The sequence below is a fragment of the Pseudoalteromonas sp. MMG033 genome, from assembly GCF_057197785.1.
On the sequence record NZ_CM170070.1, the window covers coordinates 1,568,210 to 1,583,789 of the forward strand.

General features: G+C 43.4%; 16 protein-coding genes. 3 read left to right on the forward strand and 13 right to left on the reverse strand.

What is annotated here, in order from left to right:
• Positions 1–361: 361 nt before the first annotated feature.
• Positions 362–787 carry a hypothetical protein gene (locus tag AC2CZC_RS06860; protein ID WP_484584286.1) on the forward strand — a complete coding sequence of 142 codons (426 nt, stop codon included), beginning with the start codon at positions 362–364 and terminating at the stop codon, positions 785–787.
• 65 nt (positions 788–852) lie between these two features.
• On the opposite strand, the gene hemB is transcribed toward AC2CZC_RS06860, so the two are convergent.
• The 11 genes from hemB to AC2CZC_RS06915 all read right to left on the reverse strand — a co-directional run bounded on the left by hemB (position 853) and on the right by AC2CZC_RS06915 (position 10,531).
• Positions 853–1,863, reverse strand: coding sequence for a porphobilinogen synthase (hemB, locus tag AC2CZC_RS06865; RefSeq protein WP_484584287.1), 1,011 nt, complete (start codon positions 1,861–1,863; stop codon positions 853–855).
• A gap of 10 nt (positions 1,864–1,873) precedes the next feature.
• Entirely contained in the window at positions 1,874–3,748 is a 1,875-nt protein-coding gene (locus AC2CZC_RS06870) for a sensor domain-containing diguanylate cyclase (RefSeq protein ID WP_484584288.1), read from the reverse strand.
• Positions 3,748–4,539, reverse strand: a complete 792-nt coding sequence (locus AC2CZC_RS06875) for a TatD family hydrolase (protein WP_484584289.1) — start codon at positions 4,537–4,539, stop codon at positions 3,748–3,750. Before AC2CZC_RS06875 ends, AC2CZC_RS06870 begins: the two co-directional genes overlap by 1 nt.
• Positions 4,540–4,754: 215 nt before the next feature.
• Entirely contained in the window at positions 4,755–5,024 is a 270-nt protein-coding gene (locus tag AC2CZC_RS06880) for a type VI secretion system-associated protein TagO (protein WP_484584290.1), read from the reverse strand.
• The gene (tatC, locus tag AC2CZC_RS06885; RefSeq protein ID WP_237138607.1) at positions 5,017–5,763 is read right to left on the reverse strand and encodes a twin-arginine translocase subunit TatC; all 747 of its coding nucleotides are present in this window, start codon (positions 5,761–5,763) and stop codon (positions 5,017–5,019) included. Before tatC ends, AC2CZC_RS06880 begins: the two co-directional genes overlap by 8 nt.
• Positions 5,764–5,788: 25 nt before the next feature.
• Complete coding sequence (tatB, locus tag AC2CZC_RS06890; RefSeq protein ID WP_237138608.1) at positions 5,789–6,106, reverse strand: Sec-independent protein translocase protein TatB; 318 nt, start codon at positions 6,104–6,106, stop codon at positions 5,789–5,791.
• 5 nt (positions 6,107–6,111) lie between these two features.
• On the reverse strand, positions 6,112–6,348 hold the full coding sequence (tatA, locus tag AC2CZC_RS06895; protein ID WP_237138609.1) for a Sec-independent protein translocase subunit TatA: 237 nt from the start codon (positions 6,346–6,348) through the stop codon (positions 6,112–6,114).
• 63 nt (positions 6,349–6,411) lie between these two features.
• A complete protein-coding gene (gene ubiB / locus AC2CZC_RS06900; protein WP_484584291.1) occupies positions 6,412–8,025 on the reverse strand; it encodes a ubiquinone biosynthesis regulatory protein kinase UbiB in 1,614 nt (537 codons plus the stop codon).
• A 16-nt stretch (positions 8,026–8,041) separates the two neighbouring features.
• Entirely contained in the window at positions 8,042–8,641 is a 600-nt protein-coding gene (locus tag AC2CZC_RS06905; protein WP_484584292.1) for a ubiquinone biosynthesis accessory factor UbiJ, read from the reverse strand.
• 20 nt (positions 8,642–8,661) lie between these two features.
• Positions 8,662–9,417, reverse strand: a complete 756-nt coding sequence (gene ubiE / locus AC2CZC_RS06910) for a bifunctional demethylmenaquinone methyltransferase/2-methoxy-6-polyprenyl-1,4-benzoquinol methylase UbiE (RefSeq protein ID WP_284023022.1) — start codon at positions 9,415–9,417, stop codon at positions 8,662–8,664.
• A gap of 106 nt (positions 9,418–9,523) precedes the next feature.
• Positions 9,524–10,531: a GGDEF domain-containing protein gene (locus AC2CZC_RS06915; RefSeq protein ID WP_484584293.1), complete on the reverse strand. Its 1,008-nt coding sequence runs from the start codon at positions 10,529–10,531 to the stop codon at positions 9,524–9,526.
• Positions 10,532–10,840: 309 nt separating this feature from the next.
• Here AC2CZC_RS06915 and AC2CZC_RS06920 point away from each other — a divergent pair, with 309 nt between their 5' ends.
• Positions 10,841–12,607, forward strand: a complete 1,767-nt coding sequence (locus AC2CZC_RS06920; RefSeq protein WP_484584294.1) for a DUF885 domain-containing protein — start codon at positions 10,841–10,843, stop codon at positions 12,605–12,607.
• Positions 12,608–12,642: 35 nt separating this feature from the next.
• Here the strand turns inward: AC2CZC_RS06920 and mtnK are convergent, their stop codons facing one another.
• Positions 12,643–13,845: an S-methyl-5-thioribose kinase gene (mtnK, locus tag AC2CZC_RS06925; protein ID WP_484584295.1), complete on the reverse strand. Its 1,203-nt coding sequence runs from the start codon at positions 13,843–13,845 to the stop codon at positions 12,643–12,645.
• Between the two features lie 124 nt (positions 13,846–13,969).
• Here mtnK and mtnA point away from each other — a divergent pair, with 124 nt between their 5' ends.
• Entirely contained in the window at positions 13,970–14,977 is a 1,008-nt protein-coding gene (mtnA, locus tag AC2CZC_RS06930) for an S-methyl-5-thioribose-1-phosphate isomerase (RefSeq protein ID WP_484584296.1), read from the forward strand.
• Positions 14,978–15,029: 52 nt separating this feature from the next.
• Here mtnA and AC2CZC_RS06935 read toward each other — a convergent pair whose 3' ends face one another.
• Positions 15,030–15,572 carry a 1,2-dihydroxy-3-keto-5-methylthiopentene dioxygenase gene (locus tag AC2CZC_RS06935; RefSeq protein ID WP_484584297.1) on the reverse strand — a complete coding sequence of 181 codons (543 nt, stop codon included), beginning with the start codon at positions 15,570–15,572 and terminating at the stop codon, positions 15,030–15,032.
• Positions 15,573–15,580 lie beyond the last annotated feature (8 nt).

Below are 15,580 nucleotides of genomic sequence, written 5' to 3' on the forward strand. Positions count from 1 at the left end.
CTGAATAACTGGTGGCGATGTAGCTGGATGAGTTACCTAGCTAGTTTTTAACCTTTCTACACGGACATTTTATGAATTTTTTTATTTGTAAAATGTAAATAATTGTATAATGCTAATCTTCATCCTTTTGGGTTGTTTTTTGACCTGTAAGTACATCTTTTTTACGTAATTTATTAATATATATACCTATCTAAAAAGTTAATTTATCTAATGTAATGCAAACTTATAGAATTAAGTCCACGTCAAAAACATTGATTGTTGAAAAAAGCTGAGGACGAGCTTGATTTAGGAACAAAGCGAATTTATCATGCCCTATTCGTAGTCCTAAAGTAGGTAATTTGAGTAAAATTTGGAGGTACTCATGAAGACAATCAACTTACAAATTAATTGGTATTTGTACACAATACAGCTTCTCGTGTCTGTTTTACTCTATGTGGTGTTATTGAACTTAGGCTTTGTGACCGTTGCTCAGATATTAGTTGCTTCGGGTGTAGCATTGACAATGCTTTCTCTAGTTGCGGGCATTTTGGGTAAAAAATATGTGCATATAGATAAAGCAGGTTTTAGCCATCACAATGGATTAAACACACACTACTTGCATGGTGATGAAATTGCGGCTTTAAAAGCAACTAAAGTGCTTAATGTGTACATCGTCACTGTAGAGTTAAAGACAAATAAGCAGGTATCCTTCCCTTACTGGTTAGCAAGCTTGGAAGAAATACAAAAAGCGGCTAAGTTATTTAGCTGCCCTGTGACTGGCTTAACACAATCTCAAGTGAAAGCATAAAAGCGCCGTATGGCGCTTTTTAGTAAGAAAGGGAGTTCGGAGCTTTAATCGGGCGAATATTAGAGTTATTTCTCATTGAGCCATAATGCGACTTGCTTGGCAAAGTAGGTCAAGATACCATCAGCACCAGCGCGTTTAAATGCTAATAGTGACTCCATGACTACGGGCTTTTCTGCCAGCCAACCGTTGTCGATTGCAGCTTTGTGCATGGCATATTCACCACTGACTTGATAAGCAAAAGTCGGGACACCAAACTCATCTTTAACGCGTCTAACCACATCTAAATACGGCATACCTGGTTTTACCATGACCATATCTGCCCCTTCCTGTAAATCCAAAGCAACTTCTCGTATTGCTTCGTCTGAGTTCGCAGGATCCATTTGGTAAGTCTTTTTATCTGCACCTTTGAGGTTACCCGCTGAGCCAACGGCATCTCTGAATGGTCCATAATAGCTTGATGCATATTTTGCAGAATAGGCCATGATGCGAGTATGAATATGTCCAGCGGCTTCTAAAGCTTCGCGAATAGCGCCAATACGGCCATCCATCATGTCTGAAGGCGCAACGACATCAGCACCTGCATCGGCATGCGATAATGCTTGCTTTATGAGGATTTCTGTTGTGATGTCATTCATCACGTAACCACTCTCATCAATGATGCCATCTTGGCCATGAACGGTGAAAGGGTCTAGCGCAACATCTGTTATTACACCTAAATCTGGACAGGCTGCCTTAAGGGCTCTTACAGTACGCTGTGCAAGCCCTTCAGGGTTGTATGCTTCCTCAGCCATCAATGACTTTTGCTCTGCAGGTGTGACAGGGAAGATAGCGATAGCAGGGATCCCTAGAGCAGTAAGTTGCTTTGCTTCTTCTACCAATAAGTCAATTGAAAGCCTCTCAATCCCTGGCATTGAGGGGATAGATTCACGACAATTTGTGCCTTCTAAAACAAACACAGGATAAATTAGATCAGCGACAGTCAATGTATTTTCACACATTAAACGGCGAGAAAAGTCGTCGCGACGCATGCGTCGCATACGTGTATAAGGAAAAAGATCTAGTCCTGATTGAGCCACATTAAGTCTCCTAGGTGTGTTGATAAATGCAAACTTGATTTCGCCCACTTTGCTTTGCTTCATACAGCGCTTTATCGGCGAAGTCGGTAAATAAAGTTGGGTTTTGTGTATCTTTCGCTATGGCGCTATATAAACCCGCACTGGTTGTGAACTGAATATTCTGATCTGCGATATTGACTGCACATGATGCTGTTGCGAGGCGAATTTTTTCTGCAAGCTCTAAAGCGCCATGGGCATCTGTATTGGGCAGTAAAATAACAAATTCTTCTCCGCCATAACGGAATACTTCATCATGGGGGCGCTTCAAATGCTGGCTAATTGTGTTAGCAAAAGCACATATGGTTTGGTCACCTGCTAAATGGCCGTATACATCATTAACGCGCTTAAAATGGTCTATATCTAGCATGATCACACTGAGTGTAGTTTGCTCCCTGCGTGAGCGTCTGACTTCCATCATGAGGCGTTTATCGAAATAGCGACGGTTTTTCACTTTGGTAAGTGGGTCTTCCATGTTGAGTCGTTCAAGCTCGCGGTTTTTCTCTTCTAGCTCGCGTAAAGTGACTTGTAACTCAAATGTGCGTTCGTCAATACTGCTTTCTAAGTCTTGCTGGGCCTGCTCTTGAATACTTAGTTTTTCTTTGAGCAGTGCATCTTCTGCGCGAGTTTTCGCTAACTTCTGTTCTTGTGCCTTGATGTGGCGCTCACGCTCCGATATGTACTGCTTAGCCAGCGCATAACTAATGTACGCACAGACAAATAAGGAGCAAATATAAGTCACTGGACGTTCAAGCAAGGCGCCTGATAATAAACCAAGTTCAAAACCAAACTGATAGCACAAAGATATCATTAAACATAGGTGGACAGTAAGTGTGGGTATCTTCTTAGTGAGCTTTTGTGGAGAAGCTTTGACAGTGATCACAAAAAAGTAAACTACCGCGAGTATGGCAAAAATATATGCAGTTTTGAGTGCCAGCGTAATAGGTAAAAATGTACACAGTAGGGTAATACCAAAGCCGCTTAATAGTAAGTATTTTAGACCACTATCAATTCTGGGGGCGCTACTGATGGGTAAGATTTGACTGCGTATAATTGGGGTCATGGCTAAAGTTGAAAGTAATACAAGAATACTCTGACCATACTGTTGCATCCATTGCCAGTCTGCGTAGAGGTACCTGTATCCAAAACCGTATAAGTGAACCAATAGTAACCAGACACTCGTCATGAGCAAGGTGCCATGGAGGAAGTATTTGCGCCGCGTGAAGCTATACATGGTAAAGTTGGTCGCTATCATTGCCAGCAAAAAGCCCGCTAGAATGCCATAGATGAGGTTGAATTTACTCTTATATTTTAGATATTCCACAGGGTGCCAGAGACTAAGCGGAATATTGAGTGCACCATGGTGCTTCACTTTTAAGTAGAGCGTGGTTTGTCGCTTACCTGGTAACTCCAATGGGATGAGTTGAGCCTCATGCTTTATGGGTCGCTGCATGAGCGGGCGACTATCACCCAAATCGAGTGTTAAAATTGCATGATCTGGTTGCATTATGTAGGCTGTAATACTATCCAGTAGGTTATTGTTCACACTGAGTAAAAGTGGGATTTCAATTAAGCTATCGTTTCGTAATACAACTTTTATCCAAACTTGCTGCTCTACTTCACCTAAATTAAGTGCGCCAGAATCATGATAATGCCACGTAGTGCTGCTACTGAGTAAATCTTGAAGTGTATCCTGAGGAGCTACCGTATAGCTAAATGGCAGTGAAGCTTGGTGCCTAAACTGCGCTGGTAGTTCAAAAACATGTATGTTTGAGTTTGTATTAAAGGAGATGCTGGCAACTGCCGGAAAGGTATTCAATATCAGTGCGAACAGTAACCATAGCTTCATCAGGAATTACTCGATTGATTCGCCATAAAGAGCGTATTGAAGTTAACAGAACTGTGCATAGCAATGGTTGCGTAATCTGTATTTTTCAATTCAGCTATTTGCGCAACAACCGCTGATAAATAAGCCGGTTCATTGCGTCTAGATTTGGGCTTTGGAGAAAGAGTTCTTGGCAGTAAGTAAGGTGCATCCGTTTCAATAAGTAGTCTATCATTTGGAATGTAAGAGATTAATTCACGCAGTTGCTGACCGCGTCTTTCATCACATACCCATCCTGTAATACCAATCATTAAACCGTAATCGAGATAAAATTTAAGTGCTTGCTTGTCGCCTGTAAAGCAGTGTAGAACGCCCTGTATTTGGTGCCCAGATAGCAAGGTTTTCATATGCTCGTGTGCATCTCGCTCATGAATATAAGCTGGCATATTAAGCTGTTGCGCGAGCGCAAATTGCTCATTGCATACATGGGCTTGTATATCTCTTGGTGAAAAATCACGATTAAAATCTAATCCGCACTCACCGATTGCGACAACTTGGGGGGAATTGGCCAATTGAGTGATTTGCGCAATGAAATCATCTGGCGCACTCTTGGCATCATGAGGGTGTATACCTGCAGTACTGACGAGCCTATGCGTGTTTGCCAGAGCAAGGCTTTGCTCACTTGAGGCAAGATCACAGCCAATCAATAACATATTACTGATATGATTTGCTCTGGCCCTTGAGACAACATCTGCTCTGTCTTTATCAAATTGTGAGCTGGTTAAGTTGACACCAGCATCAATCATCGTTTGCATTTATTTTATTCTTTTTACGCGAATTGTTCGATTTGAGCCCGATTTGCTCATCAAAAATGAGTTAAATGAGCCACGTTTTATGGTGACCGTATCGTCCTGCTTTGCAAAAAAGGCATCACTGCCAATTTGCTTCCATACTTGTGTATTTGAGAGCTCAAAGGTACGAACACCATGTGCTGACTTAGCCAGCTTTACTATTGTAGCTTCAATATTGTCTACACGTTGATCGTTTTGGATGGTTTTATTTCGATACCAAAGCGTGCTTGTTTTTGTTCTTTACTCAATATGCTTGTTGCAACTGGTGCGGCTGATACGGTAGCCATTGGCTGCTTAGATTGAAGTTTTGCAGTCGCTTGGTCATAGCATTGTAAGCGCTGAGTGTCGGATGCAATAGATTGACACTGAACCAACTGTTCAAGCGTTTCATTTTGGGCGTGAGCACAGAGTGAGACACCCAATGCTAGTACAGTGAACCACTTATTCATTGTTCATTTCCTGTTGTTCAGACTTTTTGCTATAGATGCCCGCTAGGATGATGCCGACTTCGAATAATAATAACATGGGCACAGCGAGCAAGGTTTGCGATAGCACATCGGGTGGTGTTAAAAACATGGCCACCACGAACACACCTACTACGATATAAGGACGTTTATCTTTTAAGCTTTGAGTTGTTGTGACGCCACTCCAGCACAGTAGCATAATAGCGACCGGGATCTCAAAAGCGACGCCAAAAGCGAAAAATAATTTGAGAATAAAGGCTAAATAGCTGCTGATATCCGGAGATAAAGTCATCATCGCTGGGCCAACCGCGGTAAAAAAGCCCAAAATAATTGGCATAACCACGAAATAACAAAATGCGATACCGGCATAAAACAACACCACACTAGATAGGAGTATGGGCATGAGCATGCGCTTTTCATGTTGGTATAAGCCGGGTGCTAAAAACCCCCAAAACTGATGCAATATAAAAGGGATCGCTAAAAACAAAGAGACAAAGAGGGTCAGTTTAAACGGTGCAAAAAAAGGTGCAGTGACATCTGTGGCTATCATGGTGGCATTTTCTGGCAAACTTAAAACCAGCGGGTTTGCGACAAATGCATAGATATCGTTGGCAAAATAGACCAAGGATAGAAAGATCACCAAGACGCTTAAGAGGGCTTTAATGAGGCGATCTCTGAGTTCAATTAGGTGACCTATAAAACCACTGTTGTCCGATTCTGACATGGGTGTTCCTGTTACTTCTGAGGGATTAGTCTTTTTTCGAATGTGTGTCCGTGGCATCCGTTTGATAGCTATGACGCACAGACTCGGCCGCTTTTTTCAACTCATCCACGGACTCTTGCAGCTCGGGGGCTAAGTTATTCATGTTTTGTTGCTCAGCTTTTTTAAGATTAGTGTGCAACTCATGTACTCTGAGCTCTTCATTCACTTCAGCCTTCACCGAATTAGCAACAGATTTCACGGTTCGGATCCAGCGACTAACCGTTCGTATAGCCACCGGTAAACGCTCTGGACCTAATACGATTAAGCCGACAATTAATATGACGACGAGCTCCCACATGCCCATGTAAGTTAAACCTTTTCTTTATCAGTTTCAGTGCTGGTAGATTTGCTTTGGGTTTGATTTTGAATGGCGTCTTTTGGCTTGTCTGCTTCTGTTTTTTCATCGTCAGACATGGCTTTTTTAAACCCTTTAACGGCGTTACCTAGGTCTCCACCCATACCACGCAACTTTTTAGTGCCAAAAAGCAATACAATGATTGCAAGAACAATTAATAGTTGCCAAATACTGATACCACCTAATCCCATAACGACTCCGTTTACGTCTTATTTGTAATTACTGATTTGATTATACGCCGCGCGTATAAAATATCACCCTGTTTTACGCCATGCACAAATAAATAGCAAGCATGCAAAAAGCGCGCTGCCTAGACTTGCTCCATTTAATTCGGCGATAAAACACAGACCCGCAATGATCGCGAAAGTGGATGCAGCCATGCCCAATAAAACGCTTTGTATTGTTTGCTTACTTATCGCAGATTGCGGTGCCGGTACTTGATGATGTTGGCGCTTCAAGCTTTGATAAACTAAATCAGGTAATTCAGGCATTTTTTCAGCCCAAAAAGGTAGATTTTGATATAACTTTTTGGCCACTGCGAGGGGGCCAACTTGCTCTTGCACCCAATGTTCTAAGAAGGGTTTTGCGGTTTGCCAAAGGTCGAGTTGTGGGTAGAGTTGACGACCCAATCCTTCAACATATAGCAGGGTTTTTTGTAACAGCACCAACTGAGGTTGCACTTCCATATTGAAACGCCTTGCTGTATTAAACAGGTTGACCAAGACGTGTCCAAATGAAATTTCTGCCAGTGGTTTATTAAAAATCGGCTCGCACACAGTGCGAATTGCAAATTCAAACTCTTCCACACAGGTGTCTGCTGGCACCCAACCAGAGTCCACATGAAGCTGGGCCACTTGGCGATAATCACGATTGAAAAAAGCAATAAAGTTTTCAGCTAAATATCTCTTATCTTCGCGATTTAACGTACCAACGATACCGCAGTCAATTCCGATATATTGTGGGTTTTCAGGGTGTTCATAGGAGACAAAAATATTGCCAGGGTGCATGTCAGCATGGAAAAAACTGTCTCTGAATACTTGCGTGAAGAAGACTTCGACGCCTCGCTCTGCAAGTAATTTCATATCCGTGCCTTGCGCTTCCAGTGTTTCAGTATCAGATACTGGGATACCGTAGATGCGCTCCATCACTAATACGTTTTGTCTTGAGTAATCGCTATAGACTTCTGGAATATATAAGGCTTCAGATCCCTCAAAGTTGCGTCTTAGCTGAATGGCGTTGGCGCCTTCTCGCATTAAATCGAGCTCATCGAGCAAGGTTTTACGATATTCGCGTACGACTTCAACAGGCCTTAAACGACGGCTTTCGCTCACCAAGCCTGCAAGCACTTTGGCAAATTGCTCCATTAAGGACAGATCTGCGAGGATTTGCTTTTCTATGTCCGGACGGATCACTTTCACAACCACGTCTTTTAAGCCCTGTTCAGTTTGCAGCTGCGCAGTATGAACTTGCGCGATGGAGGCTGAAGCCAGAGGTTGTTGCTCAAAATACTCGAATAAGTCGCTAATATGTTCAAGCTCTAGCGCGAGCTCGATAAGCCGCTGTGCTTTTTCGCCGTCAAATGACGCGACATTGTCTTGTAACTGTGCCAGCTCTTGAGCCATATCATGAGGTAATAGGTCACGTCGAGTAGATAACATTTGGCCGAATTTAACCCACACTGGCCCTAAAGCTTGCAATGCCAAACGTAAACGCGCGCCTTCAGACTTATCTTGGTGTTTGTTGGGCAGCCAAAATAAGCACTTGCGAAGGTACTTAGCGTACCAAGGCTGCAAATGCTGAGGCAGCAGTTCATCTAGGCCATAGTTAAGAAATGTTTTACCAATATGATATAGGCGAGCGATGGACAATTCCTGCTCCTTAAAGTCAGTCTGTTAGTGCATTAATGCGTTGTTCTAGCGCAGCCAATTGCGATGAAAGGGCTCTGGTTTGTGCTTTAAACTGCTGTAGCTCCAGAGGGTGAATGGTGACGTTGAGCTCATCTTGACACAGTTGAGTCATGACTTGCTGATATGACTTTTTATGCTGTTGGGCTTTGTTGTTGCACGCTTTTACGCTACTCACTAAGTGTTCAGCGCCAGCATCACCAAGGTAGCGGGATAAGTGCTCTGCCCAATCGATATCTAAATTGCCAAATGCTTTGCTGTAAAGCTGTGCAAGGTGAAGGTCGCCCTCCAAATCTAATTTGCCACTGCGGATCAATCGCGTCAATTGACTCGGGTCTTTCAATTCACCTAAGCAATCGACAGAGGTGGTGATATGACAATCAGCATCATCATGATAGTTGCCATATACGAAGCAGTATTCACCATTATAGTGAAGTGCGCAGGATAAGTTTAAATCAGTCAATGTGAGCGCCAGTACGTTATGTGCAGCGCCTTGCAGATCTGCAGCAAGGTTTGGCTCAAGAGTTAAGAGACGATTTACAGCTTGCTCGGCGACGGCTGTTAAAACAGATACCCACATAAACTTACCCTTTACTTGCGTTAGTACTTGAACCCTCTATGCAGCGCAACAATGCCGCCAGTGAAGTTTTGATAGCTTGTTTGCTCAAACCCTGCGTTTTCCATCATGCCCTTTAAAGTTTCTTGGTCTGGGTGCATGCGGATTGATTCTGCTAAGTAGCGGTAAGATTCACTGTCATTCGCCACAATCTTGCCGACGTTTGGCAAGATGTTAAATGAGTAGAAGTCATAAAGTTTAGATAACGCTTCGTTATCCGTTTTAGAGAATTCTAGCACCAACAATCGACCACCCGGTTTTAGAACTCGGTACATTGAACGCAATGCCTCGTCTTTGTCTGTGACGTTACGTAATCCAAATGCGATAGTAATAACATCTAAGCTGTTATCTGGAAATGGCAACGCTTGGGCGTTCATTTGTACGTATTCAATGTTATTAACTAAGCCGAGGTCGCGTAGCTTATCACGGCCAACTTTCAGCATTGAATCATTGATATCACCAAGGATCACTTGACCGGTATCGCCAACAAGTTGGCTGAACTTAGCTGTCAGGTCACCTGTACCACCTGCCAAATCCAATACGCGATGACCTTTTCGAACCCCTGCACACGCCACGGTTTGGCGTTTCCAAAGGCGATGTATGCCAAAGGATAAAAAGTCATTCATGATGTCGTATTTGGCTGCGACAGAGTGAAAAACATCTGCAACCAGAGACTCTTTTTGAGTGGACTCTACGGTTTTATAACCAAAGTGGGTGGTATCGCGATTTTCTTCTTTCATGTTGGCCTTGGTGACACAGTTTAGATGGGTATAGTGTACTTGATTGCGACACTTAGGTGCAATTTATAGTGCGTGTTAATCGTAAAATTTTATCGCACAAAAGCGCTTAGAGGGCACCAGAAATATAACAGTCGCGCCCTAACGCATGTGCCTTTTGCGCGGCAAACGAAGCTTGGCTGGCTAATTCGTTAAAATCTCGCTCGGATTGCCTTTTGGCAATACCAATAGCCAGTTGGATGTCTGGAAATTGCACATTGCCTTTATTGCTAATGAATTTGAGCTTTTCAACACCCTTACGGATTTTTTCCGCGATGACTTTGGCTGTTTCAGGTTCAATATCAGCCAGTAAAATAGTGAACTCCTGCTTGCCTGTACGACCCGGTACACCGCTTTCTAATACATATTTTTTGATCTTATGCGCAACCCGTTGCAAAACGGTCTCGCCAATCATGTCACCAAATCGTTCACTAAAATCACTGAGGTTATCTACTTGAATGGAAATGGCACACAACATTTTTTCCTGATCTAACCAAAGCTGAGTTTTTTGATTTAAGTAGTGTCTTTTGTAAAGACCAGTGTGGGGATCAATCAAACGTTGCTTACGTATTTTATTGAGCACCATGTACTGCTGACTTTGGCTGGCTCTGGCTTTTTGTAAGCTCTGCTTAAAGCGCTGTTGTTGCTCTATATAGCGCTCTGTTTGCTGAGTTAATTCACCAAGTGCCTTTTTGCTTTTGGCAATATCTTGTGGGTCTAACTCACTGTGGCATTTACGAATACTCTGCGTGAATTTTGTGATGCTATGGTGTGAGCGTGAGGAGGACGCGGATAATTCATCGATGACATTGTCGACTTCTTTTAATACCGCTAGCTCTTCTTGATGTTCTGTGTAGATAAACTCAAAGTACAATTGCTCAATGTAGACGGTGTCAATGTCAACATTACTACGAAGGTCTCTTTCTAAGCGCGTCGTTAAGGCGTCGTTAGTCCGACTGATGAAAGTATAAGCGACTTGATAATGTAATGGTGTAGGGGGCAGTGCGTGCAGTTCCAGAAAATGACAAACTTTGGTCATTTTTTCTTGGGCTATTGCCATTGGATCATGGAACGTCATCTACTTCTTTACCACACATTAAAGTTAATCTTGAAGCCTTAACGTCCTTTGGCACAAGTCATGATTTCATCCTATTTGAAGCCCCGCTACATTAATCGTAATCGTGACTTTTTGAAAGTAAAATTTGCCCTTTTGATGGTAAAAAGTTACCCAATTTATTCTATTAGGCGAATTTATCGACAACTTTGCCCTTTGTATATGTGGTGTCGTATCGATGATCGCATTTGCATGATGTTTGGTCGATTATACTTGCATAGAGACAAGTGCCTTCGTTAAGGTGCATACCCCAGCGAAAGTTAAGGAACCTCAGTGTTGAACGCCGTTTTTAAACCTCTTAGTGCCATTGCTTTGGTACTCAGTTTGTCTGCGTGCCAGATGACCCAGAATAATCCAGATCAGGCCTTTGTGGCGTTGTCTAAACAAGTGATGACCTTTCGTGCCGACATTAGCACTAATCATACCAAGTCACTAGACGAGCTATTTTTGTTGCCTGATATGTCTCCAGCGCACTTAGAACGCAAAAATCAGCGTCGTTTAGCACTGCTGGATAAGTTTGATGTGATAGACACAACACAATTAAATGCAGAGAATCAAATTAACTTCGCAATTTTGCGCGCACAGGTGCAGGATAAAGTCGATAAATATCACTTCAAACATCATTATGTACCACTGTTGTCGGAATCTGGATTCCATACAGACATGTCATTTAAGATCCGTGAGCATGACTTTTCTACACAGCTGGGTTATCAAAAGTTGATAGCTCAGATTAAGCAGCTACCACGATATTTTTCGCAGCAGATGAACTGGATGCGAAAGGGCATGGCTATTGGGTTGACCCAGCCGCAAGTTGTACTACAGGGGTTCGAATCATCGATAGAGGCGTATATCGCCATTGATGATGTTGAGCACTCGCCATTTTATGCGCCGTTTAAGACGAATCAGGCGGGCATATCAGATGACGCTTTTAGCAAGATTCAGCAACAAGCTAAGCAAGCGATAGCCAATTATGCTAACCCAGCTTATCAAAGTTACTTAGATTTTTTCGTCAATGAATACCGACCAGCCGCAAAAAAAGACATTGCTTGGTCGAGTACACCCAATGGTGAAGCATTTTATATCAATCGTGCCAAGCATTTCACGACAACCGATATGACGCCTAAGCAAATCCATGAGTTAGGTTTGCAGGAAGTGGCGCGTATTCGTAGTGAGATGAACTCCATCATCGAACAGGTAGGCTTTGAAGGTTCTTTTGCTGAGTTCGTCGAGTTTTTGCGTACCGATCCGCAGTTTTATGCAAAGACACCTGAAGAGTTGCTAAAAGAGGCATCATTTATCGCCAAGAAGATGGATGCTAAGCTGCCACAGTTCTTTTATGTGTCTACTTTGCCCAGAGTACCTTATGGCGTAGCCCCAGTGCCTGATAGCATCGCACCTAAGTACACCACTGGAAGATACTTACCACCATCCAAAGAAACAGATCCTGGCTATTATTGGGTAAACACTTATGCGCTTGATAAAAGGCCTCTTTATGTTTTGGAGGCATTGACCTTGCACGAAGGGGTGCCGGGTCATCATTTACAAATTGCCATAAATGACGAGTTCACACATTTACCTGAGTATCGCAATGAATACATTTCAGCATTTGGTGAAGGGTGGGGGTTGTATGCTGAATATTTAGGATTGGAAGCTGGTTTTTACCAAGACCCATATAGTAATTTCGGCCGACTTACTTATGAAATGTGGCGTGCAGCGCGTTTAGTTGTGGACACAGGTATGCACATGTTTGGTTGGAGTCGCGAGCAGGCGATGCAATTTATGCAAGATAATACAGCACTGTCTCTACACAACGTTAAAACAGAAACTGATCGCTACATTTCTTGGCCTGGCCAAGCGCTGTCATACAAGCTCGGTGAGCTGACAATCAGACGCTTGCGTACAGAAGCGGAGCAGGCGCTGGGTGAGCAGTTTAATATTCGTGAATTTCACCATCAGATACTGAAAAATGGCTCTGTCCCGCTGTTTGTACTTGAAGCGCAAATCGCGCAATATATTGAACAAGCACAAAAGCAAAAGTAAAATAACAGAGGCCGCTATAAAGCGGCCTTTTTTACTTAGTGCACAAAGCTGATAATCAGCTGATAAAAGTCATCCGTTGAGTGGCAGCTTTTTGCATTTAAAATCAATTGCTCGCCAAGAAGTAACGTTTGCTTTTGTACCGCTAAGCGCTTTACATCATCTTCAATCTCATCAATATCTGCCACATGTGCCAATCCGATGGTGCGACGGATCAGTTCAGTACCGCAATATCCCATTGTATCTTGCAGCACTGCTTGTAAAAATTGTTCGGCATAGCCGGGTGCTTGAAGTGCTAAATCGCGGGTCTGTGTGCTGGCCAGTGTTAACCACTGCTGCTCGAAAGCTTGCAGGCAGGTGGAAATCGTGTGTAATAAATAAGAATGTAAATCACGTCGCTTAGGGGCTTCAGAAACACGGCCATTTTGCGCACAATAGTTGAGTAGCAAATTGCCGATAAAAGAGCCTAAATCGAAGCCAATTGGACCGAAAAAGCCAAATTCAGGGTCGATAAATTTAGTCTCTTTTGGTGACACAAATAGGCTGCCAGTATGGACGTCGCCGTGCAGCAGGGTTTGTGGTGATGAAAAGAATTTACTCTTCAATTGCGCAACGTGAATTAACAAGGCGGTATTGTCTCTCAGCAGAGAAACTTGCTCTTCTAATGCTGTTGGGTAGTTATTACGTTCATGTATTCGATAGGGGTCATCGAAAAATAGGTCTTCGGTGATGGAACACAGTTCAGGGTTGGTGAACTCTTGTACCAATGCTTTTTTGTCTGCAGCAGATAAAGAAAAGTCTGAATAGAAAAAGCTGGTTTTTGCCAAGTAAGTTGCGACGTGTGTACCCAGGTGTTTGAATGTGTTCCCTTGATTCAGCTCACCTCGCAAAATCGCCATATCACCCAAGTCTTCCAATATGGTGACAGCGAGCTCACTATTATGATGTAAAACTTGTGCGGTGTGCTCAGGGCAAACATCACCATGCTTTCTCAATACGCTGGCTTCAATTCTGGCTCTATCCAATGTCAGTGGCCAACTTTCACCGACACAGCGAGCATATGGCAGTGCTTGCTTCAAAATAACACTGCGCTTTTCTGTGTCTTGAACTCGGAAGACTAAATTGAGATTACCATCCCCAAACTCATAGCAAGATAATTCTGCATTAGCTGGAAAAAATTGCCCCAGTTCTTGGACGTAACTTAAGGCCGTGTCGTTATTAAAGGCAACGTATTTGCTCACTGTTATTCACCAAAAATTAAAGTAACTTTTAGCATTCTATATTTTTAAATGTTTAGATGTCTATACATCTTTAGATCTTTATGTAGAATGAGCAGTAATTACAACTGTACACCCTTTAATCAACATGAAAGATTTGATCGCTCAAAGTTTGAAATACCAAGATGGAAAAGTGCAGGTACTTGACCAATATTTGTTGCCGCATCAAGAAGTTTGGCATGTCTGCAAAACGGTCAGTGAAATGCAGGCTCTCATTAACAACTTACAAGTGCGGGGCGCGCCTTTAATTGGCTTAGCTGCGACTTTGTTGGTGGCTTATCTCGCCGAGCAGGGCAGTTCCCGAGAAGACTTATGTCATGCGATAGACGACTTAGAAGCCACGCGTCCAACGGCGGTAAATTTAAAACACTGTATGGACAGGCTCCGCGCGGTGCTACATAGCGAGCAAAAGATAACTGAAGTGATCACAGTGGCCGAGCAATTATTCGAAGAAGACATCGCCTTATGTGCTCGAATTGCAGAACATGGGGTGGACCTAGTGGATGCCGGTGACAATATCCTGACTCATTGTAATACGGGTGCGCTCGCCACAGCAGGTATTGGCACAGCGCTTGGTGTGATTTACCAAGCGATGCAGCGTCATGGTGATATCCATGTCTGGGTAGATGAAACGCGTCCTTTATTACAAGGTGGGCGTTTAACTGCGTATGAGCTGGCGCGATGGCAGATCCCCTATACTTTATTGTGCGATAGTATGGCTGCATCTTTAATGGCTGCGGGCAAGGTCGATAAGATATTTGTGGGGGCTGATAGGGTGGCGGCAAACGGGGATTTTGCAAATAAAGTGGGCACGTATAATTTGGCTGTGTTAGCACATTTCCACAATGTGCCTTTTTATGTTGTGGCACCTAAAACCACCTTTGATCCGGCCTGTGCTAGCGGCCAAGAGATTGAAATTGAACAACGCAGTGCGGGTGAGGTGACAGGGGTGAGTGGCAGTTTTGGTGAATGCCAGTGGGCACCTTCTGAGGCTGAAGTGTACAACCCTGCTTTTGATGTAACGCCAGCAAAGTTAGTTACTGGGTGGGTGTTTGATAGTGGTGTTTACACCACACCGGAATTTATTAATTTGTAATGATGACAGCAGGCATGGGCAGTCGCCTGCTGTGTAATTTGCGAATAAGGGGTTAATCTAAAAGCGGGAATTGCTTGGCAATACTTGAGCCTGTCTCTTGGGCAACCCAACCTTCTGTATTGTTGAATAGGCGAATCGCGGTGAATTCAGGGTCGCTGCCCATATCAAACCAATGTGGTGTGTGATCTGGCACAGAGATCAAATCACCTTGCTGGCAGTATACTTGATAGACCTTATCTGCGATATGCAGGCAGAATAGCCCATACCCGGCCACAAAAAAACGCACTTCATCTTCACTGTGGGTATGTTCAAAAAGAAATTTTTCGCGCATCGCTGGCGCATTTGGATTGCCTTTTTGTAGCGCAACGACGTCGACGGTTTGGTAGCCCCCTTGTGCTTTTAAGCGCTCGATATCTTGGCTATATGCGTTAATGATATCAGTTTCAGTGGCTTCTTTTGCTAAGATTTGTGTTGCTTGCCATTGCTCAAAGCGCACCCCAACCTCAGCCAGTTTTTCAGCAATGATACTTGCCTCTTCGCTTTGGAACGTCGCTTTTTGTGGCTGCGCTTCTTGATAGATATGTAAGTAACTCATGACGGTGT

What these genes read in the sequence shown, in the direction of transcription:
- AC2CZC_RS06860 (WP_484584286.1), top strand. Translation starts at nt 362, where the DNA reads ATGAAGACAATCAACTTACAAATTAATTGGTATTTGTACACAATACAG.
- AC2CZC_RS06870 (WP_484584288.1), bottom strand. Translation starts at nt 3,748, where the DNA reads ATGAAGCTATGGTTACTGTTCGCACTGATATTGAATACCTTTCCGGCA.
- AC2CZC_RS06875 (WP_484584289.1), bottom strand. Translation starts at nt 4,539, where the DNA reads ATGCAAACGATGATTGATGCTGGTGTCAACTTAACCAGCTCACAATTT.
- AC2CZC_RS06880 (WP_484584290.1), bottom strand. Translation starts at nt 5,024, where the DNA reads ATGAATAAGTGGTTCACTGTACTAGCATTGGGTGTCTCACTCTGTGCT.
- tatC (WP_237138607.1), bottom strand. Translation starts at nt 5,763, where the DNA reads ATGTCAGAATCGGACAACAGTGGTTTTATAGGTCACCTAATTGAACTC.
- tatB (WP_237138608.1), bottom strand. Translation starts at nt 6,106, where the DNA reads ATGGGCATGTGGGAGCTCGTCGTCATATTAATTGTCGGCTTAATCGTA.
- tatA (WP_237138609.1), bottom strand. Translation starts at nt 6,348, where the DNA reads ATGGGATTAGGTGGTATCAGTATTTGGCAACTATTAATTGTTCTTGCA.
- AC2CZC_RS06905 (WP_484584292.1), bottom strand. Translation starts at nt 8,641, where the DNA reads ATGTGGGTATCTGTTTTAACAGCCGTCGCCGAGCAAGCTGTAAATCGT.
- ubiE (WP_284023022.1), bottom strand. Translation starts at nt 9,417, where the DNA reads ATGAAAGAAGAAAATCGCGATACCACCCACTTTGGTTATAAAACCGTA.
- AC2CZC_RS06915 (WP_484584293.1), bottom strand. Translation starts at nt 10,531, where the DNA reads ATGACGTTCCATGATCCAATGGCAATAGCCCAAGAAAAAATGACCAAA.
- mtnA (WP_484584296.1), top strand. Translation starts at nt 13,970, where the DNA reads ATGAAAGATTTGATCGCTCAAAGTTTGAAATACCAAGATGGAAAAGTG.
- AC2CZC_RS06935 (WP_484584297.1), bottom strand. Translation starts at nt 15,572, where the DNA reads ATGAGTTACTTACATATCTATCAAGAAGCGCAGCCACAAAAAGCGACG.